This window comes from Clostridioides sp. GD02367, assembly GCF_045900275.1.
In the GTDB taxonomy this organism is placed as follows: Bacteria; Bacillota; Clostridia; order Peptostreptococcales; family Peptostreptococcaceae; genus Clostridioides; species Clostridioides difficile_A.
In genome coordinates, this window is sequence record NZ_JBJODK010000006.1 from 194,074 (window position 1) to 218,391 (window position 24,318).

At 28.5% G+C, this 24,318-nt stretch carries 18 protein-coding genes; 16 read left to right on the forward strand and 2 right to left on the reverse strand.

Going from position 1 to position 24,318, the window contains the following annotated elements:
• Positions 1–27 precede the first annotated feature (27 nt).
• From Q3223_RS10520 to Q3223_RS10580, 13 genes are all read left to right on the forward strand, one after another.
• The gene (locus Q3223_RS10520; protein WP_407811941.1) at positions 28–1,947 is read left to right on the forward strand and encodes a BglG family transcription antiterminator; all 1,920 of its coding nucleotides are present in this window, start codon (positions 28–30) and stop codon (positions 1,945–1,947) included.
• 12 nt (positions 1,948–1,959) lie between these two features.
• Positions 1,960–2,238, forward strand: a complete 279-nt coding sequence (locus Q3223_RS10525; protein ID WP_054271143.1) for a PTS sugar transporter subunit IIB — start codon at positions 1,960–1,962, stop codon at positions 2,236–2,238.
• A gap of 133 nt (positions 2,239–2,371) precedes the next feature.
• Positions 2,372–3,631 carry a PTS ascorbate transporter subunit IIC gene (locus Q3223_RS10530; RefSeq protein WP_054271142.1) on the forward strand — a complete coding sequence of 420 codons (1,260 nt, stop codon included), beginning with the start codon at positions 2,372–2,374 and terminating at the stop codon, positions 3,629–3,631.
• Between the two features lie 2 nt (positions 3,632–3,633).
• The gene (locus Q3223_RS10535; protein ID WP_074178472.1) at positions 3,634–4,374 is read left to right on the forward strand and encodes an SIS domain-containing protein; all 741 of its coding nucleotides are present in this window, start codon (positions 3,634–3,636) and stop codon (positions 4,372–4,374) included.
• A 306-nt stretch (positions 4,375–4,680) separates the two neighbouring features.
• Positions 4,681–5,973 (forward strand): ABC transporter substrate-binding protein, encoded by a 1,293-nt coding sequence (locus tag Q3223_RS10540; RefSeq protein WP_407811942.1) that lies wholly within the window; start codon positions 4,681–4,683, stop codon positions 5,971–5,973.
• Positions 5,974–6,068: 95 nt separating this feature from the next.
• Entirely contained in the window at positions 6,069–6,986 is a 918-nt protein-coding gene (locus Q3223_RS10545; protein ID WP_054271140.1) for a carbohydrate ABC transporter permease, read from the forward strand.
• A gap of 15 nt (positions 6,987–7,001) precedes the next feature.
• Positions 7,002–7,811, forward strand: coding sequence for a carbohydrate ABC transporter permease (locus Q3223_RS10550; protein ID WP_054271139.1), 810 nt, complete (start codon positions 7,002–7,004; stop codon positions 7,809–7,811).
• Positions 7,812–7,866: 55 nt separating this feature from the next.
• Positions 7,867–9,615, forward strand: coding sequence for a DUF4091 domain-containing protein (locus Q3223_RS10555; RefSeq protein ID WP_407811943.1), 1,749 nt, complete (start codon positions 7,867–7,869; stop codon positions 9,613–9,615).
• A 365-nt stretch (positions 9,616–9,980) separates the two neighbouring features.
• Positions 9,981–10,826 carry a glycoside hydrolase family 5 protein gene (locus tag Q3223_RS10560; protein ID WP_223152800.1) on the forward strand — a complete coding sequence of 282 codons (846 nt, stop codon included), beginning with the start codon at positions 9,981–9,983 and terminating at the stop codon, positions 10,824–10,826.
• Between the two features lie 89 nt (positions 10,827–10,915).
• Positions 10,916–13,138 carry a glycosyltransferase gene (locus Q3223_RS10565; protein ID WP_227832256.1) on the forward strand — a complete coding sequence of 741 codons (2,223 nt, stop codon included), beginning with the start codon at positions 10,916–10,918 and terminating at the stop codon, positions 13,136–13,138.
• Between the two features lie 10 nt (positions 13,139–13,148).
• Complete coding sequence (locus tag Q3223_RS10570) at positions 13,149–14,225, forward strand: hypothetical protein (RefSeq protein ID WP_223152801.1); 1,077 nt, start codon at positions 13,149–13,151, stop codon at positions 14,223–14,225.
• A gap of 17 nt (positions 14,226–14,242) precedes the next feature.
• Positions 14,243–15,661, forward strand: coding sequence for an MBOAT family protein (locus tag Q3223_RS10575; protein ID WP_054277238.1), 1,419 nt, complete (start codon positions 14,243–14,245; stop codon positions 15,659–15,661).
• A gap of 15 nt (positions 15,662–15,676) precedes the next feature.
• The gene (locus Q3223_RS10580; RefSeq protein ID WP_054271134.1) at positions 15,677–16,885 is read left to right on the forward strand and encodes an alginate O-acetyltransferase AlgX-related protein; all 1,209 of its coding nucleotides are present in this window, start codon (positions 15,677–15,679) and stop codon (positions 16,883–16,885) included.
• A gap of 160 nt (positions 16,886–17,045) precedes the next feature.
• Here Q3223_RS10580 and Q3223_RS10585 read toward each other — a convergent pair whose 3' ends face one another.
• A complete protein-coding gene (locus tag Q3223_RS10585) occupies positions 17,046–18,434 on the reverse strand; it encodes a cation:dicarboxylate symporter family transporter (protein ID WP_407811944.1) in 1,389 nt (462 codons plus the stop codon).
• 339 nt (positions 18,435–18,773) lie between these two features.
• Here Q3223_RS10585 and Q3223_RS10590 point away from each other — a divergent pair, with 339 nt between their 5' ends.
• Positions 18,774–20,108 (forward strand): CoA-disulfide reductase, encoded by a 1,335-nt coding sequence (locus Q3223_RS10590; protein WP_284182157.1) that lies wholly within the window; start codon positions 18,774–18,776, stop codon positions 20,106–20,108.
• A 111-nt stretch (positions 20,109–20,219) separates the two neighbouring features.
• Here Q3223_RS10590 and Q3223_RS10595 read toward each other — a convergent pair whose 3' ends face one another.
• On the reverse strand, positions 20,220–21,137 hold the full coding sequence (locus Q3223_RS10595; protein WP_407811946.1) for a ribonuclease Z: 918 nt from the start codon (positions 21,135–21,137) through the stop codon (positions 20,220–20,222).
• Between the two features lie 207 nt (positions 21,138–21,344).
• On the opposite strand from Q3223_RS10595, the gene Q3223_RS10600 reads away from it, so the two are divergent.
• On the forward strand, positions 21,345–22,229 hold the full coding sequence (locus tag Q3223_RS10600) for a DUF4846 domain-containing protein (protein ID WP_284182156.1): 885 nt from the start codon (positions 21,345–21,347) through the stop codon (positions 22,227–22,229).
• A 234-nt stretch (positions 22,230–22,463) separates the two neighbouring features.
• A complete protein-coding gene (locus Q3223_RS10605) occupies positions 22,464–24,284 on the forward strand; it encodes a bifunctional metallophosphatase/5'-nucleotidase (RefSeq protein ID WP_407811947.1) in 1,821 nt (606 codons plus the stop codon).
• Positions 24,285–24,318 lie beyond the last annotated feature (34 nt).

A 24,318-nucleotide genomic window follows, 5' to 3' on the forward strand; every position in this document is an offset into this window, starting at 1 on the left:
TATAGATAATAAAATTAAGGAGGTAGTATGAAAGAAAGGGCTAAAAAAATATTAGGTTTTATTATTAAAAATAATAATGTAACATCACAAGAATTACAAGAAAAGTTTAATGTATCAAAGAGAACTATTTATTATGATATCTTAGCTATAAATGAACAACTAGGAAAAAATGGTAATATAAAAAATGTAAAACACAAATTTACATTTGAAGGTAACTTAGTTAATGCAAGAAAAATAATTTCAACTGAAGAAGATAAGTTTTTGGATAGTGACTATAGAAGAACTTTTATATTAAACAAAATATTACTTGGTGAAAAGATATCTATAGAAAAACTAACAAATGAAATGTTACTTTCAAAAAATACAGTAGTGCAGACAATAACTGATGTAAAAAAATACCTTCAGACAATGGGATTGAAACTAGAATATAATGGAAAATACAAAATTATAGGTGATGAATATGCTATTAGAGAACTATTTTTATTACTTACACAAGAAAATGTACTAGAAATTAATTGTATAAGTGAGGAAGTCACTAAATTTGATACAAAAGGATGTATAAATCTTACAGATTATTCTTTATTAAATCTAACTAAGTTTACAGAATTTGTAAATAAAAGGATAAGAGATGGGAAAACATTATACTCATATAAATACCTAAATGAAGCTAAAAAAATTAGTTACTTTAATAATTGTAAAGACCTTCTATGTGAAGAAGCAAATGAAAATGAACAGGCTTATGTATGTACTTATGTAAGTTCACTACCTAGTTTAAATAGTGAAATTAAGGGAGATGTTGTTGAAGAATATGTAGATAAACTTATAGACAAGTTTGAAGTGAATACAGCAATAAAATTAGAAAGTAAGCATGAATTTAAGAAAAACATTTTAAGACATCTACATTCTTCTTACAACAGAATAAGATTTAAGTTCCCTATTAGCAACCCCATGCTAGATGAAACAAAGTATAAACATGAGTCACTTTATAAAATTATAAAATCAATTATAGAGAATGAAGAAGAGTTTCCTATATTTGAGGGTATAAGGGAAGAGGAAATAGGGTTTATAGCAGCATATTTTGGTGGATATCTAAGAGGGTCTAGAGATAATGGTCTAAGAAGAAATAAAGTTTTATTAGTTTGTCCTAATGGTCTTATGGTATCGAAAAGCTTGGAAATACAGCTATACAAATATATACCAACTATAGAAATAGTGGGGATAGTGTCTATTAAGCAACTGAAAGAAGTAAAAGTATACTACGATTACATAATTACGACTATCGATATACAAGATGTAAGTAATGTAATAGTTGTAAATCCTCTTTTAACAGCATCAGATATTCAATTACTTATGAATAAACTCATAAGTGTAAAGGAAAATGATAAATATTTCAATCTTGAACTAATAATGCAAGTTATAAGAAAAAATGGAGTTATTAATAATGAAGAAGCACTAAAGTCTGATTTATTAAACATAATACACAAGATAGATGAAGGAGAGATGTATCAACCAATGTTAAAGGAATTAATTAATGAAGAAAGAGTTAACATAGTAAGTAGTGTTAAAGATTGGAAAGAGGCAATAAAAATAGCCTCAGAACCCTTATTAGAAGATAATTCTATAGAAGAGTTATATGTAGAGAATATGATAAAATCAGTTGAAAAATATGGACCTTATATTGTTTTAGCTGACAGATTTGCTCTACCACATGCAAGTTCTAAAGAGGGAGTAAACAAGCTAGCGATGTCTTTACTTATAGTAGAAGAAGAAATTGACTTATTAGGAAAGCCAGTAAACATATTCATGGTACTGGCTGCTATAGATAATACTACTCACATTAGAGCATTAGCATCACTATCAGAGATGATGTATGAAGAAGAAAATATAAAGTTAATAATTAATAGCAATAAAAGTTCAATACTAGAGCTTATAAATAAACAAAATTAGGAGGACTAAAAAATGAAGATATTAGCAGTATGCGGATTTGGTGTAGGTTCATCAATGGTGTTAAAAATGACAATACAAAAAGTTTTAAAGCAGTTAGATATAGAAGGTGAAGTAGAAAATACAGATATAAACTCAGCTAGAGGAACAGATTGTGACTGTATATTTACAAGTCAAGAATTATTAAATGAATTAAAAGGAACTTGCAATGTGCCAGTATATCCAGTTAAGAAGTATATGGATTTATCAGAAGTTAAAGAAGTTGTTCAAACTTTTTTAAATGATAAGAAATAGTATAAATTTTTAAAAATAAATTTAAGATAAGTAAAATAGAATAAAAGATTACTAAAACTGAAAATAGTAAGAGGGAGAGGAGGAATTTAGTGGTACAAAACTTAAATAGTTGACCTATCACTAAAAAAATATAATGCTTGATTTTATTTCAAATAATATTTTACGTAATCCATCTATGCTAATTGGATTAATAGCAGCATTTGGTCTTATATTGCAGAAAAAGAAAGCATCAGATGTCATAAAAGGGGCATTACTTGCAGCTTTCGGAATCATAATCATGGAGACTGGAACAGGCATGTTAGTCAGTTCAATAGCACCAATTAATGGAGCTTTCCAGAGTATAAGTGGTGGTGCAGTAACAAAAGGTTTAAGTGATGTCACTTTTACTGCAAGTTATGGGGGGATTATAGGTTTAGCCATGTTTGTAGGTCTGGCTCTTCACTTAATGATAGCGAGGTTTACACCTATTAAGACTATTTTTTTAACAGGTCACATGCTTTACTGGTTCCCATTTATATTTGTAGCATCAGGAGTTGAAGCGGGATTAAGTGGTGGAGTATTAATAGCCTTTGCAGCAGTATTATCAGCACTTTACTGGTCAATAATGCCTTGGTTATTGAGAAAGTATGTATTTGATGTTATTGGAGACGAGTCATTTACACTAGGACATCCATCAGGTTGTCTAGCGCTTATATCAGGATTTGTTGCTAAGTTAGTAGGAAATAAAGAAAAGTCTACAGAAGATATAAACATACCTCAAAGTATATCATTCTTTAGAGAAATATCTATAAGTGGAGGAATGGCAGTATTTCTAATGTTTATAGTTGTTGGAATAGTGATACCAGATGCGTTTAAAGATGCTAATGAATTTATTGGAACATATGCAATAAAACAAGGTCTTTCTTTTGGGGCAGGTCTTATAATAATGCTTCATGGTGTAAGAATGTTAATAAATCAAATAATGCCTGCATTCCAAGGTATATCAGAAAAAGTTGTGCCAAATGCTCTACCAGCTTTTGACTGTCCAATATTATTTAATTATAAGCCAAATGCTGTATTAATAGGATTTTTAGTTGCCATGTTAACATCTACAGCTATGATTTTAATATGTAACTACTTTAATGTATTTAATATGTTACTTATACCACTTGTTATAACTTCATTCTTTGAGTGTGGAGCAGCAGCTGTAATAGGAGAATCACAAGGAGGCATACGTGGAGCTATAATAGGTACAGCTGTAGCTGCAATATTTATGGTAGCTTTAGTAGGAGTATCTGCTGTAATTTACTCAGGTACTATTCAAAACTGGATACTAATATTTGGTGGTAATGACCTTTCTTTATTTGGCATAATCAGTAAATTTATGGGGTCATTATTTGGAGGAGTATTATAGACATGGAATTTAAATACATAAGTGAGATAAAGAGATTAATCGATATAATAGAAAATGAAGAAAAAGCCAATATGGAAAGAGCAGTGGAAATCCTTGTTCAAGCAATAGAAAACAAGAAAGCAATATTTTCTTTTGGAGCTTCACATGCAGGAATACTAACAGAAGAATTATTCTACAGAGCAGGTGGTTGTGTTCTTATAAATCCAGTATTTGCGAAATCTTTGATGTTAGATACAGCACCTATAACCCACACTAGCAAGATGGAAAGGTTAGAAGGATATGGTTCAACCTTAGCTGATAAGACTCCAATTAAAGAAGGAGATGTAGTTATAATTCACTCAGTATCTGGTAGAAATCCAGTAAGTATAGAATTTGCTATAGAGGCTAAAAAAAGAAATGCAATAGTAATATGCATAACCAATTTAAGTTACTCAAAGAGTGTATCATCAAGACATTCTTTAGGGAAAAATCTTTATGAAGTATGTGATTTGGTAATAGATAATCATGGTCAAAAGGGAGATGCTTGTGTAGAAATAGATGGTCTAAATCAAAAAGTTAGCCCAACTTCTACTGTAATTGCAACTACTGTTATGAATTCTATTATAGCTCAAATTACTCAAGAACTAGTTAATAGAGGATTAAAGAATCCACCAATTTTTTATAGTGCAAATATAGATGGTGGAGATGAATTAAATAAGAAGATTTTTGAAGAGTATAAAAATGTAATTCACTACGAATATTAAGGTGAAGGATGTGTTTTAATAAATTCTAAAGTATTATAACAATATAAATAAGTAGTATAAAATAAAGAGGATATCTCAAAATAGAGATAAGCCTCTTTTTAATTGTTGAAATGATGAAAATATATTTGATTTTATACAAAAAAGAGTCCTCATGAACTAAAAAGCCCATTTTGGGAAACGTTGTCATAGAAAAAAACTATAATAAAAAAAAGTGCATAGAAAAAACTGATTAGACAATAAATACACGCTTTGATAATATTTTAAATGGAATAAAATATGTAGAATTATAATGAAAAATAAAATAAGATGGAGGGAATAAAATTGGGTATGTTGAAAAAATTATGTTCACTAGCTATGGTGGTAATTATGACTACAACTCTTATAACAGGGTGTTCAAGCGGGAATGGAAAAGATTCAAAAAAGGATGGAGAAAAAGAAAAGTTAGTTCTTTGGATGCCACCAGTAGAAGATAATATGAAGGAAGTTTGGGACCCTATTTTAGATAAATTTGAGGAAAAAAATAACTGCGAAGTAGATTTACAGATAATTCCTTGGGACAATTATTCTGAAAAATTTGCAACAGCTATAAGTGCTGATGAAGGTCCGGATGTGGGATATATGTATGCAGAAATGTATCCACAATTTATACAAAGTGGCGCAGTAGAAGATTTAACTAACTACGCAACTAAAGAAGACAAAGAACAATCTATTTATATAAAGACATCTGAAATGATGGGTGGAATGTATGGAATGCCATTCCAAGCAGCAAATCCAGGTGTACTGTACTATAACAAAGATATCTTAGAAAAAATAGGAGAAAAACCTCCTAAAACATGGGAAGATTTTAAAAGAATCTGTAAAAAAGCAACACAAGATACTGATGGTGATGGAAAGATAGACCAATGGGGATTGGCTCAAGGATGGGGAGCTAAAACTTTTGGTAACTTAAATTGGAACTGGTACCCTTACTTGTGGCAAGCTGGTGGGGATATATATAATGATGATTTAAAATCAGTTAAGTTTAATAATAAAAATGGTTTAGATGCAGCAAATTTCTTAAAAGAATTACAAGCATATGTACCTGAAGATTCTTTATCTAAAGATAGTAATGAAATAATAGAAAGTGTATTTGGTCCAGGAAAAGCAGCATTTACAGTAATGCTATCTTCTGCTGCAACAAGTGTATTTGATAAATCATTCCCAGACTTAAATTGGGGATTTGTAACTGGATTAGAAGATAAGAAAGCAGCGACTTTTGGAGCAGTAGACCATTTATCTCTAATGTCATCAGCAAAAAACAAAGAACTTGCATACAAACTAATACAACATATGTTAAGTGTTGAATCGATGACAGAATTCCATAAAGCAATACCAAGAGCACCAATAACAAAAGGTGAACCATATCAAGGTGATGAAAGATTTAAAGAAATGGTTGAAAATGACAAAGATATATATAGACCATTGGTTGTAGGTCCTCATGGTGTTGAAATATATGAATATTTATGGAAAGAACTTCAAACAATGATTTCAGGAGATAAAACTCCAAAACAAGCATTGGATGATGCTGCAAAATATTCAAATGATTTATTAGCACAATAAAAGTTTACAGCTGTAAGACGTTTTATAGTATCTTGCAGATTAAAATTAGCATTGTATCATAGTACAATGCTAATATTTATATTGGAGAGGATAAAATGGAAAACTTAGTTAGAGATTTTGAAGGAAATTCAAAAAAGAAAAGAATAAGATTGAATATTAAACCATATATCTATATATTGCCATTAGGTATAATTTTAGTGGCATTTTATGTGATACCAATAATAATGTCAATATATTTTAGCTTTACAAAGTATAACATTATTAGTCCAGCTACATTTATAGGTTTAGAAAACTATAAAAAGTTGTTTACAGATGAAACACTAAAAGTATCTATTATAAATACAATTAAATTTACTATTGTTGTAGTACCATGTCAGACTATTTTATCATTGGTTTTGGCGGTTTGGATTACTGGGAAGGGAAATAGTAAAATAGCTTCATTTGCTAAAGGTGCAATATTTATACCAGTATTATCATCTATGGTTTTGATAGGTATGGTATGGAGAGCTTTATTAAATGGTGAAGGTTCAATTGTATATCAAGTATTAGGTGTTTTTGGCATAGAGTCTTCCAAACTTTTAGGAGACAGTAAGACCGCACTACCTACACTTATGTTTATATCTATGTGGAAAAATATAGGGTATTTTATGGTGATTTACATTTCGGGAATAATGAATTTACCAAAACATTGTTATGAAGTGGCAAAGGTTGATGGAGCTACAAAACTTCAAGAATTTATGAAAATAACAGTTCCTTTATTGAAGCCAACAACAATAATGGTTGTGTTTTTAGGAACTATATGGTCACTACAGGTATTTGACTTAATCTATACTGTGACTGGTGGAGGACCAGGGATATCTACTATGAGTATAGTTATGCATGCTTTTAACTTGAACTTTAAAAATTTTAATTCTGGATATGCAATGACTGTAGCAAATGTATTATTCTTGTTGATAGCTGTAGTCTCAATTTTGCAGAATAAATTTGTAAGACGAGATAGTTCAGATATTTAGAAAGGTAGGTACAAAATGAAAGCGACAAGAAGATTATTGAGTGACGGTTTGTTATTATTTATAGCATGTGTAAGCTTGGTACCTTTTATATATATGTTGATAATATCTTTAAAGGTAACATATAATTCATATAATTTAGATATATCTTTTTCAACAGTGACACTACAAAATTATATAGATATATTTACTAAGAAAGGATTTACACAATACTTTTTAAATACAGCGATAGTATCTTTTTCAGGTGTAATATTAAACTTAGTATTTAGTACACTAGCAGGATATTCTTTTGCAAAGATGGATTTTAAAGGTAGTGATAAGTTATTTTTATTTATGATAATGACTTTAATTATACCATCTCAAGTTACAATGATACCACTTTATATAATAATGAAACATTTAGGCTGGATAAACAGTTACCTTGCACTTATTATGCCAATACCAACTGCATTTGGTGTATTTATAATGAGACAAGCTATTTTAGGAGTACCAAAAGAGCTATTAGAGTCAGCAAAAATAGATGGTTGTTCGGACCTTAGAATTTTAATACAAATAGTGCTTCCTCTAATTAAACCAGCATTAATTACATTAGCAATATTTACTTTTATGGGAGCATGGAATGAATTTATGTGGCCTCTTATAGCCACAACTAAAGATACAATGAGAACATTAACAGTTGGATTATCAACTCTTAAGACATTCCAGATAACAAACTATGGACAAATGATGGCAGGTGCAACAATAACATTTTTACCTCCATTTATTTTCTATTTGATTTTACAGAGTAAATTTGTAGAAGGTGTATCTCTGTCAGGAATAAAGGGTTAGATATTTTAATTTAAAATATAAAATAGAATTATGTAGATGTGGAGGAGTTTAAAATATGGAGATTTCATATGTATTGAAGGATTGTACATTTAAACACAATAAATATTCAGTTATAGAAGCTGATACTTGGGAACCTAAAGATTTAGATATTGTAGTAGCTAAGGGGGAGAAGTTTGCTTTTCAAATTATGCTAAAAGCGACGGAAGAATTTAATTGTACAATTGATGGAAGTAGTACTATATCATGGAAAGGTCTTGGAAATAGAGTAAGACTTAAGTTAAATGTACCTAATGAATTAGAAAATGATTTTAGTATCAATGTAATGGGATATGTTCAAGATGATACAAAGGCATTTGTAAATGATGCTATTTTGAGAGATAAAGATGTATTAGTAGAACAACATTTACCTCAAATGTTTTGGATTGAAGGTCAAGTACCTGAGGACTTTACAGAAGATAACTTTAATATAGGTATTGATGTATTCAAAAGCTTTGGATATGAAGATGAAGAAAAAGTTTGTACTATTGATGTACCTGTGGAAGTAAAAAATGTTGTATTAAAATCTTTAGATGAAAGCAGATTCTTTTTGGATTTATGGCAACATCCAAGTTGTTTAGCCAGAATGTATAAAGTTGAATTATGGTCTGATGTCCATTTTGAAATAATTGATAACTATTTAAAAGAACTAGCTTCTTTAGGGGAAAAAGTTGCAACTGTGATAGTTTCTGATTATCCATGGGCAGGGCAAAGTTGTTATAAAGTTTATAAAAATCCATCAAACTTATATGAATACAATATGGTGAGTGTTTCAAAAGGTATAGATGGAAAGATTAAATGTAATTTTGAAAGTATGGACAGGTATATAAATATAGCTAATAAGCATAAAATGGCTCAGGAAATAGATTTATTTGGTTTGTTGGGCAATTGGTGTGCTGGCGAATTTGGAAACCCTATAGAAGGCTATAAAGACCCAATAAGAGTAAGATATTATGATGAAAATGATAAGGTATTTAAGTTTATAAATAATACAGGAGATTTAAAAGAATATATAGGATTAGTTTTAAATCACTTAATAGAATGTGGGTTATGGGATAGAGTTAGAGTGATAGCTGATGAACCAAATAATCCAGAAGTAGTAAAAGAGTGTATCGAGTTTATAAACTCTACTGTAGATGAATATAAAGTTAAGTACAAATCAGCAACACATGACCAAAATTTCTTAGATAGAGCTAAAGATGAAGTTGATGATATGTCAATAAACTTAAAACTTACTATTCAAAATTACAAAGATATAGACAAGTTAAAGAAAAAGGTTAATGATAAGGGTGGAATATTAACTTGGTTTGTATGCTGTTTTCCAGAGAAGCCAAATAGTTTTATAAGTTCTCCTTTTGTGGAAAATAGAATAATAGGATGGTATACTTATTATTTTGGTCTTGATGGATTTTTAAGATGGGATTACAATTTATGGACGGAAGACCCTTGGAGGGATGCAAGTTACAAATTCCCTATTTGGAAGGCTGGAGATATGTTCTTTGTTTATCCTGGAAAAGATTTAAAGCCAGTTAGAAGTGTTAGAATGGAGAATTTAAGATTTGGAATACAAGATTTTGAATTATTTACTATGTTGGAAAAAGAAAAGGGAAGAGAATATATAGAAGTTGAACTTATGCAAGAATTATTAAATAAAAAAGAAAATGCTGAGATTAAAGGTTTTGGAAACATAGAACTAGGATATTCACTTGATAATTTTGGATATGATAAAGTTAAAAAACAAGTGTTAGATTTATTGGATAAATTGTAAAAAAATAAAAGGCAGTATATTACTAAGTAGTTAAAACTATTTAGTAATATACTGCCTTTTTTTAGATGTATCAAGTATTTTTAAATTATAATCAATGTAAAGTTTATAAATGAGAATAATTATATATAACATGATGCAATTTAATTTGTTATAATAAAGATTGCATAATATTATGTAGAAAATAATATTGTTAGGGGGAGAGTAAGATAAAAAGAATAGGTGTTATTATAATATGTTTTTTAAGTATAGTGTTTGTTTGGTTTTATTTTATAATAAGAGGAAATAGTGATACAGTCACGATGCAACGAGGCATAAATATAGGTAATGCACTAGAATCACCCAAAGATTTTCCTTGGGATGTAAAAATGTCAAATAAATTTTTTGATGATATAAAAAATGCAGGTTTTGATACAGTACGTATACCTGTAAGGTTTTCTGATTATACATCAACTTCTAAAGATTTTAAAATTGATGAGGAATTTTTTAAGAAAATTGATGGATATATAAACTATGCGTTGGATAAAGATTTAATAGTTGTGTTGGATTTGCATCATTTTGAGGAAATTATGAAAGAACCAGAAGTTAATAAAGATAAGTTTTTAAAAATATGGCAACAGATAGCTAATAGATACCAAAGATACGATAAAAGATTGGTATTTGAATTGTTAAATGAGCCTAAAGAAAACCTATCTTCACAGTTATTAAATGAATACATTAAAGAAGCAGTAAATATAATTAGAAAAACTAACCCTAAAAGAACCATTATAGTTGGACCATACAATTTCTATCAAATTGATTATTTAAATGAATTAAATATTCCTAAAGATTCTAATATAGTAGTTTCTTTTCACTATTATGAGCCAAATGATTTTGCATTCCAAGGAAATATATACCACAAGGGCTTTGAACACTTGAGCAATATTACTTGGGAAGGAACCGATGAACAAATGGAGTATATAAGAAAAAGGTTTGATATTGTGGAAAATTGGGCAAATAAAAATAAAGTAAAGGTTTTTCTGGGTGAATTTGGAATAACAAAAGAAGCACCAGAAGCTTCAAGAAAAGCTTGGGTAAAAGCTGTAAGAAAAGAGGCTGAAAAAAGAAATTTTTCATGGGCTTATTGGGAGCTTGCTTCTGGATTTGGAATATATAATCAAACTGAAGGGACTTGGGATAAAGATATGTTAAATTCATTAATAGAAAAGAGATGATTTTTGTGAAAAAAAATTCAAAGAAAATACTTATAACTTTAACTATCATTACTAATATCATATATATTTTTTGGAGAATTTTTTATACAGTGCCTAAAGAAGAGGGGATGTTTGCATTAATATGCGCTATAATACTTCTTTTTGTAGAGATACTAGGAATGATGGAAATGTTTGTACATTATTATGGTATGTCAAATATTGAGTGTCCTGAAAAGCCAATTATAAGTGAAGAGCTTTATACACATGTGGATGTATTCGTTGCAACATATAACGAATCTGTTGATTTAGTGAGAAAAACTATAAATGGATGTATCCATATGCAATATCCAGATAAGAAAAAGGTACATATATACATATGTGATGATGGAAATCGTGAAGAAATGCGTATTCTAGCAGAAAAAATGGGGGTTAATTATATAACTAGAACGGAAAGAGAAGGAGCAAAAGCTGGGAATTTAAATAATGCAATGAAACATACAAATTCTCCTTTGATTGTTACATTTGATGCAGATATGATACCAATGCATGATTTCTTGATTGCTACAATACCATACTTTTTGAAAAATGAGCAAGCTAAAAAAGATGGAAAAGAAGAGGAGTATGAAAAAGTTGGTTTTGTGCAAACGCCACAAAGCTTTTATAATCCAGATTTATTTCAATTTAATCTGCACTCTGAAGGTAGAATTCCAAATGAGCAGGATTATTTTTATAGAGATATTCAGTTAGCTAGAAACAGAACAAATTCTGTAATTTATGGTGGTAGTAATACTGTTATTTCAAGAGAAGCTTTAGAAGAAGTTGATGGATTTTATACTAATTCCATTACAGAAGATTTTGCAACAGGTATATTAATTCAAAGCAAGGGGTATAGATGTTATGCTATTCCAGAAGTACATGCATCAGGTCTATCTCCTACTGACTTAAAAAGTCTTATTAAACAACGTGAAAGATGGGCACGTGGGTGTATACAAACTGGTAGACGACTAAATATTTTATTTAGGAGAGGTTTAGGTTTTTGGCAGAAAATAAGTTATATTTCTTCAATTACTTATTGGTATGCAAGTATAAAACGATTTGTATATATAATGGCACCTATATTATTTTCTGTATTTAATGTGATTGTAGTAAAATGTACACTACTTCAAGTATTGGTATTTTGGTTACCTATGTATATTCTAAGTAGTTTATCTCTTAAAATATTTTCTCAAAACATAAGAAATACTAGATGGACCAATATATATGAAACTATAATGTTTCAGTCTTTAATGCCATCAGTGATACTCGAAACGTTTGCAATATCCAAAAATAAATTTTCAGTCACAAATAAGAATAAGTTAGAAGAAAATAAAATGTATAAGTTTTTACAGGGTATCCCGTATTTTATTTATATAGTGTTATCTATAATAGGAATTTTAAAAATGTTTATATCAATATTTAAAATAGGTTCAATGACATATTCAGTCGTCTTGTTTTGGCTAATAGGAAATCTTTTCAATCTTGTTATGGCTACTTTATTTATATCAGGAAGACAACAATTAAGAAAGTCTGAGCGTTATGTTGCTGAAATTGAATTTAAGTTAAAGCAAAATTCTTATGTACTTTCTTCAAAGACAATCGATATATCAGAAAATGGATTTGCATTTTTGTTAGATAAGCCAGAATATATTTGTCCAGAAAAAGAGTTTGAAGTAGAGTTTAGAGAAAAATCAGGAAATGAGACGTATATAGCTAATATGAAAGCAAAGATTGTTAATGTTGTAGAAGTAAGTTCAAAATGGAAATATGCAGCCTATATTACACATATTGAAGATAATGAAGTAGATAACTGGATGTGTATTGTTCATGATAGAATACCTACTTTACCAATGACAATATCTAATCAACTAGGTTTCTTTGATGACTTGCAAATTAATGTAAAAAAACGTATTGAAAAAGCTAGAACATTATCACGAAGAAGTCCAAGAATCAATATGAATTTTCATATGGATGTAGAAAATATAGGCAAATTAAGAATGGTAAACTTTAATTATCAATATGTATTATTAAATTTTGAGAATAAAAATATTTATCCTAAAGAAGTAACATTGGAAATTAATGAAAATATTGTGTTAGAATGTGATTTATGTGAGGGCAAAACCGATGAAAGAGGTATTTTATATAAAGTAAATAACATTGACAGTATAATGCAAAATTTCTTTTTAAGAAATGAAATGATGGATTGGATATTACAAAATAAGACAGTTGTTGTTTCAGAACCTAGTAAAAAGAAAGAACAGAGTAATGATGAGTTTGAACCCATGGAATATATTTAGGAGAGATGAGATGAAAACTTTAAAAGTGTTTTTTTGTTCTGTGAAATATCTTATTTTGGTGTTTGTTTTTTTAATAAATGCTACTTTTATAAGTTCAGCAACGAGTGACAAAATATTAGATTTATCTTTTAAGAAGATAGATAATGACCTAAGTTCTAAGATTATACATGAAGATAGAAGTATAAAAATAGAAACAGATAGTTCTAAAAATGATAAGGAACATTATTTATATATTTATCAAAATATAAAAGAAAATTGGAGTATATACCATAATTTTTATATTGAGATTCAAAATAAAAACAAAAGTTCTCAAAGAATAAATTTAAGTATACAAAGTAAGAATATGCTTGAGTTTAGGTTAAAAGAAGGAAGTGAAGTATTTTTTGAAGATAAAAATATAATATATTCAGATAGAATAAAAGATGGATGTATAGAAGTGCCAGGAGAGTTTGATGGTAAAATATATGTGAATTTTAATAGTTTTATAAATGATAAGGATAATATATTACTGGATTCAAATATGCTATCAAATGTTGTCAGTTGGGGGATTACATTTATCCCATCTGATGAAGAACATAATGTTATTGCTATAAAAAAGTTATCTTTATTGGTTGAGGAGCAGTTAGAATCTTTGCATAATATTAAAATAATTGGTGATGAAGAAGTACAAATACCTGTATTGGGTCAAAGTATAAGTCAGTACGAGGTGCTAGGTCTTGAAAGTAATTCAAAAATTAAGTATTCTCTTACTGAAAAACAAGATAATGTAAATATATCTCAAACAGGTAAATTAACATTAAGTAATAAAGTTAAACCAGAACAAATTATTTTACAAGTTAATGTTGATGAGAAATTTAAAGTTGGAAAGAAAATAAAATTGACTCAGTCTTGGAGTATTAATCAAAAAGATAAAGATGGTGTTCCATATACATTAGTATCTCCTAAACAATCACCAACAGTACAAGATATGAAAAAGATAAACTTTATGAATAATATCATAATATTTATTCAAATTTTATTTATATCTTTAGTAATAATATGTTTTGGAATATATTTGTATTGGAAAAAACGCTCAAAAACTAAGTAGAGAGAGGAGGTTTGAGTGTGTTATTTTCAAGCTTAATTTTTTTATTTTATTTCCTGCCAATAACTTTAGTATTGTATTATATGTTTAGATTTAATCGAACTATACAAAATATGATATTGCTTGTTGTTAGTCTATTTTTTTATGCTTGGGGAGAACCGAAATTTGTTGTTATTATGGTAGCTTCTATAATAGTGAATTACATATTTGGTTTACTAGTAGATAGATATAGGGAAAGTAAAATAAAAGTAAAAGTTTTTTTAGTTTTAATGTGTGTATATAATATAGGTGTTTTATTTATATTTAAATACCTAGCTTTTGCACTAAGAAATATTAGCGAACTTATTAGTACTGAGTTGACTATACCTAGTATTGTTTTACCTATAGGAATTTCATTCTTCACATTTCAAGGGATGTCTTACGTTATAGACGTTTATCGTAGACATGGAGATGTTCAAAAGAATCCTTTTTATGTGGGGCTTTATATAGCTTTTTTTCCACAATTAATAGCAGGGCCTATAGTTAGATATGAAAGTGTAGCAGAACAAATTCATAATAGAAAGGAAACTTGGAACAAGTTTTCCATTGGGACTTGTAGGTTTATAACAGGTCTAGGCAAAAAAGTATTAATTTCAAATAATATGGCTATAGTAGCAGACTATATTTATACCATGAATAGTCAAGGAGAAATAGCTACATCACTTGCATGGCTTGGTTCCATAGCTTATACCCTGCAAATATTCTTTGACTTTTCTGCTTACTCAGATATGGCTATAGGTCTAGGTCTTATGTTTGGATTTAAATTTGAAGAAAACTTTAATTATCCATATATATCAAAATCAATTACTGAATTTTGGAGAAGGTGGCATATTTCTTTAGGAATGTGGTTTAAGAGTTATATCTATTTTCCGCTTGGAGGTTCTAGAGTGGCAAATAAAGATATTATGATTAGAAATATGTTTATAGTATGGTTATTTACTGGAATATGGCATGGAGCAGAATGGACATTTGTAATATGGGGAATTTTAAATTTTGTTTTCTTAATTATAGAGAGATTTATAATGCTTGAAAAAATTGAAAATCGTAATTTTATAAAGCATGTTTACACTTTATTAGTAGTTAATTTTGGGTGGGTATTGTTTAGGTCACCTAATTTAAAAGAAGCATATAATTATTTTAAAGCTATGTTTGGAGGAAATGGAGCCATATGGAGTGATTATACATATATGTTTTTGAAAGAATATTGGATTTTCTTTATATTTGCATTTATTTTTAGCATGCCTATTGCGAAGAAAATCAATAAGTTTGTTGTTGAACAGGCTAAATACAGTATGCTATTTAATGTGTTTTATCCAATATCGGCAATTTTATTATTCTTTATTTCTGTGACATATTTAGTAACTGGAAGCTATAATCCATTTATTTATTTTAATTTTTAGTTAAGGGGGAAAAGTATGAATAGATTTTTTAAAGTAAGATTAATAACAGCAATCATATTCTTAATTGTTTTATTCGCTTTCTCTATCTTTAATATTTGTTATTCTGGAAAAGATATGATACAGGAAATAAAAAATTCAGTTGCTGAGAAAAGTAGTCTAAAAGATACAATATCATCTATTGATAATACCGTAAATGATAAAGTAATATATAAAAACACATTTATTGAAACTTATGGATATTTACAAAAGCTAATGGGTAAAAATGAGTTTTCAAAGTTTAGTGTTGTAAAGGATACTTCTGGGAAGATGCATTATACATATTTTGCTAAAGCTCCAAATCAAGTTGGAGTACTAGCAGATAGGGTGAGAAAATTCTCTGAGGAGATGAACAAACAAAACACTAAATTAGTTTATTTAATGACTCCAGATAAATATATAAAAGGAGTGACAAAATTTCCAAAAGGGATACCTTATTCTTATAGCAATGAGACTGCAGATAATTTTTTAAATCAACTAAAAAAGTACAATGTCGACTATATTGATTTTAGGGAAAGTATTTTAAAAAGTGGCATTCCAAAAGATGATTTATTTTTTAAAACAGACCATCACTGGAAAGTAGAAACTTCTTTTTGGGCGTTTGGTGAACTAGTTGAACAACTTAATAAAAAATACAGTATGAATTTAGATGAAAATCATTATTATAGAGATAAGGATAATTATAATTCAATTGTATACCCTAAATCATTTCTTGGTTCTATGGGAAGAAAGACTGGTATTTTGTATGGTGGTATAGATGACTTTACATTGATTTATCCTAAATTTAAGACTGATTATACTTATTATACAGATTCTAAGTCACAGAAATTTGAATTAAAAGGAAGGTTTGAAGAGAGTCTGATATTGTCATATCCTTTTAATGCAGACCTTAATTTAATGGATGGTCAATCTGATAAGTATTTTACTTATTTATTGGGAAATAGACCATTAGTTAAAATAAAAAATATAGAAAATCCAGAAGGATTAAAAGTGCTATTTGTTAAAGACTCTTTAATTGTACCAACAGCCGCATTCTTTTCTTCTGTTTGTTCAACTATAGATATGATAGACCCTAGATATTATGATGGAGATATTTTGGAATATGCAAAGTCTCAAGACTATGATTTTGTTTTTATATCTGTATATCCTCAAAATCTTACAAAAGAATTCTTTCCATTTTGTGAGTAAATTTGTAAATAAAATAAAAAATAAATGGGAATGCCTCATGAACTTTTTAGTTCATGAGGCACTCTTTTTTAGATGAAATCAAATATATTTTTATTATTTCAACAATGAAAAAGAGGCTTATCTCTATTTTGAGACAGCCTCATTTATTTTCATGCTTATTTTAAGAAATATTTTTTTTACTAAATACTTCTTTATCGACTTTTCCAAGTGATTTTCCTACAGTAATTGATGATACCATAGCACCATTAACATTTACCATTGTACGTCCCATATCTAATATAGGGTCTATTGCAAGGATTCCACCAACTAATGGAAAATAAGAGCCAAGGCCAACTCCAGATATAACAACTGAAACTGCCATTGTAGCAGTTCCTGGAAGTCCTGCTATTCCAAAAGAACTAATTGTTATAACTATTAACAACATAACATAAAAGCTTATGTCCATGTTTACGCCAGCCATATTGGCAAGTGTAACAGCCATTAAAGCAGGATATATACCTGCGCAACCATTCATACCCATATTTGCACCTAGACTTGCTGTAAAGCTTGATACACCCTCATCAACTCCATGATTTTGTACTAAGCTTTCTATCGTTACAGGCAATGTTCCTAAACTAGAACGCGAAGTAAATGCTAGAAGTAGAGCTTCAGTTGAATTTTTTATATAAGTAATGGGATTTAGTCCATTTAAAGTTATAAAAATTAAGTGTATAACAAATAATACTGCAACTGATATATAAAGTGCTAATATAAAATGTAAAACAGATACTATTGAGCTAATACCTTGTGAAGTTATTGTATTTGCAAGTAGGGCAACTACAGCATAAGGCATAAATTTGATAACAGTCATAGATACACTTACAATTATTTTGTAAGATGCTTCTATAAAATCTATAAATGGTTTTATCGTTTCAGAATGTTTTTTGTTTAATCTTTTTATTGATGTAGCTATAAATGTAGCAAATATTATTGTAGCTACGATATTTCCATTTGCCATAGCCATTACAGGATTTGATGGAAGTAATCCTCTTAAAGTATCCACAAGAGAATTTATTTCTTTAAGTTCTTGAGTTCCTCCCAAAGCAGGTAGATTAACTCCTATACCCAACTTCATTATATTTGCAACTACAATTCCAACAATAGCAGCTATAGCAGTAGTAGTAAGAAGCATACCTAAAGACCTAAAAGTAAGTGTCCCAAGATTATTATCTTTCATATTAATAATTACCTTTATAATTGATAAGAAAACTAAAGGTACTACTAACATTTTTAATAAGTCCATAAATCCAGAGCCAAATAGACTATACCATTTACTTACTTCTTGTAGCCAAGTAACTTGAGTTGTATCATTAGGAAAACCAGCAAAAGCTTGAATTATAATTCCTAATATAAGTCCGAGTATTGTAGCATATATTGTTCTCAATGAAAATTTGATTTTTTTCTTTTCAAATTGCCTAACAATAAAGAATGTACCTAAAAGCAAGATTATAAAAAAAATCGTTTTAAAATCTGTAATCATAAGAAATTGTGATAAGAATGAACTTTCCAATATTTTTTCTCCTTTATCTAAAAATAAATTTTTCTAAGTCTAAATAATATCAATATATTAAAAAAATGTCAATATTATATCATAATTTACCAACATAGAATAAATTAATTTAATTTACATAAATGTGATTAAATACAGAAAAATAGGGTATAATATGTGTTTAAAGAATTTGGCTTTGGGTAAGAAAAGATAAAATAGCTTTTGTGAAATTTGATTTCAAACAAAATGATGTGAAAAAAATAACATCAATTTATTATAAAGATGTGTACATAGAATATATATCAAATTAAAAGCTCAAAATAAGTAAAGAAATTAATTAGACATCAAAGGAGAGATAAAATGAGAGTAATAATAATTGGTGGTGTTGCAGCTGGGATGAGTGCTGCAGCTAAATTAAAAAGAATGAAACCTGAATATGAGGTTATTGTTTACGAAAAAACAGAGATAGTATCTTTTGGTGCTTGTGGATTGCCATATTTTGTTGGTGGATATTTTGATGATGCTAATGACTTATTAGCAAGAACACCTGAAAAACTTAGAGAATCTGGAATTGATTTAAATATATTTAAAGAAGTTATTGAAGTTGATAGTGAATCTAAAAAAATAAAAGTAAAAAATATAAAAACAGGTGAAATACATGAAGATTACTATGATAAATTGATGATAGCAACTGGGGCAAGAAGTATTATGCCTCCTATAAAAAATGTAGAATTGAAGAATGTTTCTATGTTAAAAAGTTTAGATGATGGAGAATATTTAAAAAAGATTTTAAGTGACAAAGAAAATAAAAGAGTTACAATAATAGGTGCTGGATTTATAGGATTAGAAGCAGTTGAGGCATGTAAGAAGTTAGGCAAAGATGTACATGTAATTCAATTGGAAGATAGAATATTACCTCAAGTATTTGATAAGGAAATTACAGATGTTTTAGAGGAAGAAATAAGAAGACATGATGTTAAATTGCACTTGGATGAAATGGTTGTAGAGCTGTATGGAGAAGATAAAGTAGAAAAAGTTATAACAAATAAAGGAGAAATAGATACAGATGTAGTAATAATTGCTACTGGTGTTAGACCTAATACAGAGTTTTTGTCAAATACTAATATAGAAATGCTAAAAAATGGAGCTATAGTAGTTGATGAGTACGGAAGAACTTCTGTAAAAGATATATACTCTGCTGGTGACTGTTCAACCATAAAGAATATAGTAAGTAATGAAAATGTATATGTACCTTTAGCAACTGGAGCTAATAAATTAGGTAGGATAGTAGGAGAAAATCTAGGAGGAAGAGAAGTTTCTTATCAAGGTTCACTATCTTCAAGTTGTATAAAAATTATGGATATGGAAGCAGCTTCAACTGGAATTACAGAAAGACAAGCTAAAGCTTTAGGTATAAATGTTAAATCTAAATTTATTTCTGATTATAATCAAACTCATTATTATCCAGGAAGAAATAAGATATATGTAAAACTTGTTTATGATGCAGATACAAAAGTTATTTTAGGAGGACAAGTGGCTGGGTTTAAGGATGCTGTACAAAGAGCAAATGTATTGGCAGCTGCTATTTTTGGAAAAATGACCACAAATCAGCTTGGAATGTTAGACTTGTGTTATGCTCCTCCATTTGCAAGAACCTGGGATGTGTTAAATGTGGCTGGAAATGTATCTAAATAATATTATTTAGATTATAGCCAACAAGTAATTGAAGGAATGAATTTACACGAAAATATTTCTATAAATGTAAAATTCATTCCTAAGTTTTTGTTAATAAATATAAATAGATATTTATTCATCAAAATTTAAGTGTAGGCTTAGCCTATCTTCTCCAAGAATTGTATTTTCAAAAACATTAGTGGCATTTTCTAAGTACATATTAGGCATATCTAATGATGGACTAAAATGTGTTAATAAGAGTTGTTTAACATTTCCTAGTTTTGCAAGATTTGCAGCTTCTCTAAAAGTCATATGTTTGTTTTTAACAGCTTTTGATATATCTAAATCATCGCCATACATAGCTTCACATATGAATAAATCGCTATTTTTTATAAAGCTTGGTATTGATTCTATAGGTCTTGTATCAGTCGTAAGACTTATTTTAACGCCCTTTCTTGATTCTCCTAAGACCATATCTGGAGTGTACTTTTTTGAATCTAAAACTACACTTTGACCTTCTTGGAGTTTTTTCCACAATATTTTAGGAACTTCATTTCTAGTTGCCTTATCTATATCAAATTTAGGATTTCTTCTAAAATTAAAACTATACCCTAAACACTCTATGGAGTGTTCTAAATCAATTGTTGAAATTTCTACATTTCTTAAAAACTCATTATCTAAAGTAAAATTACCTTGAGGATTTTCTATGATTTTTAAAGTATATGGTATATATTCTACTAAATTTCTCATAGAACGAATACAATCAACTATTCCAACTGGGCCAATTATAGTTAAATCACTTGTACGACCACTATTTCCAATCGTTGATAAAAGTCCTAAAAGTCCAAATATATGGTCACCATGTAAATGGGTTATACAAATCAAGTCTATATCTTTAAAGCCACATTTTTTTAGCTTCATGGATACCTGAGTGCCCTCACCACAATCAATTAGTATTTTTCTACCTTTATAGTTTATGAACACAGAAGATAGAAATCTGTTTGGCATAGGGACATTTCCACCACATCCAAGTAAAGTTAAATCTATCATTTTTTCCCCTTTCTAAAATTAACACAAATCTGTTGTTTGTTTTTATTATAATATCCTATTATAATTATTTTAACATTAAATATATCAATAAATGTGTATTTGAGTCAAGAAATATTGTCAAATAGTTTTTTTGTATTGAAATATATAAAAACTTTATGAGAAGAAATTGAATTTTATTTTTAGAAACATTTAAAGGAGGATAAATTAATGAAAATATTAAAGAAAATAACTATTTTGTCATTGATTACATTAACTTTGGTTGGATGTAGTAATGGAGAAAGTAAAAAAACTATTGAAGGTTCTAAGAAAACTCAAAGCTCTAAAGAATATGAACAAGCAATAATAGTACATAAAGATGCAAATATATTGAAAGATAGGTATGAGCCACCAAAAGGTTTTAAAAGAGTGGATGTAGAAAAAGGTAGTTTTGAATCATTTCTTAGAAATACTAAGTTGAAAAATTATGGAGAAAAGGTAAAGTATTATGATGGCAGAACTAAGGAATCAAAAGGCATTTATGATAGTGTATTCGATGTTGATATTGGTAATAGAGATTTACATCAATGTGCAGATGCAATTATGCTTATGAGAGCTGAATACTTATATCAGAATAAAAGGTATGACGAAATAAGTTTTGATTTTGTCGATGGTTTTAAGGCTAAGTATTCAAAGTGGGTAGAAGGATATAGAATTTCAGTAAAAGATAGTGGTTCAAGTTGGTATAAATCAACTGAATATTCAACATCTTATGAGAGCTTTAGAAAGTTTATGGATATAGTATTTGCTTATTCAGGAACTTTATCTCTTGAAAAAGAATTGAAACCTGTAGAAGTTGATGATATGAAGATAGGAGATGTTTTTATAATTGGTGGAAGCCCAGGACATGCAAGTATAATTATGGATATGGCAGAAAATGAAAAGACTGGAGAAAAAGTATTTATGATAGCTCAAAGCTATATGCCTGCACAACAAACTCAGCTTCTTATTAATCGCAAAAACGCAAACCTAAGTCCTTGGTATAGTTTAGACTTTAAAGGTGATTTAACAATACCTCAATGGACTTTTAAAAGAGACCAATTGAAAAGATTTTAAAATAATTTTATATAAAATAAAAGAAAAATACATATGAGAAAAAATGTAATTAGATTAAAACTAATTGGATATGGACAAAATTAAATTGATAGATAGATATTAAAGGTTATGTTAATTAATCTTATGTATATTTAATATTTATCTAAAAGGTTTTATGTAAAATATAAATTTTATCTAAAGCTAAAACTAATTTGAGGAGGATAATTTATATTGAAAATTAGGAGATATTTAATTTTGGTAATTATAATTCTAATTACAACAAGTCAGAGTGTTATTTCTTATGGGCTAGAGCAAATTGAAGAAATAACTATTTTTCACACTAATGACATACATGGAAGATATGCTGAAGGTAATGAACATATACAAATAGGTAATCTAGCTACATTGAAAAAAGACACTCCAAACTCAATTTTAGTAGATGCAGGAGATTGTTTACATGGACTTCCAATAGTAAATATGGACAAAGGGAAAGAAGCAATCGAATTGATTAAGTGTGCTGGATATGACTACATTACTCCTGGTAATCATGACTTTAATTATGGAAAAGATAGATTGTTTGAATTATCTCAAATGGCTAGTTCAGGAGAGAACAATTTAAAATTTTTATCATCAAATATCCTCAAAAATGGTGAAAAAGTATTTGATAGTAATGATATAAAAGAAATAGATGGTATAAAGATAGGATTTTTTGGACTTACAACTCAAGAAACAAAGAGCAAGACAGGATTTAAAAATGTGGAAGGATTGGAGTTTACAAATCCTATAGAGAATGCAACAGAGCAAGTAAATGAGTTGAAAGGAAAAGGTGCTGATGTAATAGTTGCAATATGCCATATTGGTACTAATAATTTAAGTAAGCCAAATAGTATAGATATAGCAAATGAAGTCCAAGGTATCGATTTAATTATTGATGCGCATAGTCATACTAAGTTTGAAAATGGCAAGCAAGTTGGTGACACATTGATTGTAAGTACAGGACAATATCTAGAACATATTGGCGAAGTAAAACTAACACTTAATACTAGTAATATAGAAAATATAAAAATAGAAAATAAATCAGCTAGATTGATAGATAAGGAAGAAGCATTAAAATATGAATTGGATGATAGTATAAGTAAAAAGATTGATGAAATAAAAGAACATCAAGAAAAAATATTAGATAAAGTTATAGGCGTAACAAAAAATACTCTAGATGGCTCATATGAAAATGTAAGGACAAAAGAAACTAATTTAGGTAATTTAATAAGTGATATTTTACTTGATAAGACTAAGGCTGATATTTCTCTATTTAATGGAGGAAATATCAGAGATACAATAGAAAAAGGGAACATAACAAGAAGAGATATTGTAGATGTATTTCCTTTTAATAATACGATAGTTACCAAAGAACTTACAGGAGCACAAATTAAAGATGTATTAGAGCAAGGAGTAAAACTCTATCCAGAAAAGAATTCAGCCTTTTTACAAGTAGGAGGAATGTCATATTATTTTGACCCAAAACAAAAAGAAGGAGAAAAAATAACGGATATTTTAAAAGATGGAAAACCATTAAATTTGGATAAAAAGTATGTGGTTGCAACTAATGATTATATAGCATCAGGTGGAGATGACTTTAGTTGCTTTTCAAAAGAGCCAGTATTAAAGGATTTCGGAAATTTAGAGAGTATGGTAATTGAATATATAGAGTACAAAAAAGAAATATCACAAAGTATAGATGGAAGAATTAGTATCAAATCTAAAAAAGAGATAGCAAGTAATAATCAAGAGAGTGAATTGATAGTAGGAGAAAATAAAGAAAATATTAGTGATAATGAAGGTAGTACATCTAATAATGATATAAAAAATTTTGATAGTTATAAAAGTAAAAAAACAGATAAAATAAAACCTATAGAGAGTTCTAATACAGGAGTATATAAAAGAGAAGCTAAAGAAAAATCTCCTAAAACAGGAGACTTAGGTTTTTCAAATAGTATGATTGTATTTATAGCATCAAGTACATTACTATACTTATTAAACTTTAATCAAATAGGTTTAAAAAACAAAAAGTCAAAATAAAAATTAATAAGTAAGAGTTAGCAAATAAAAATTT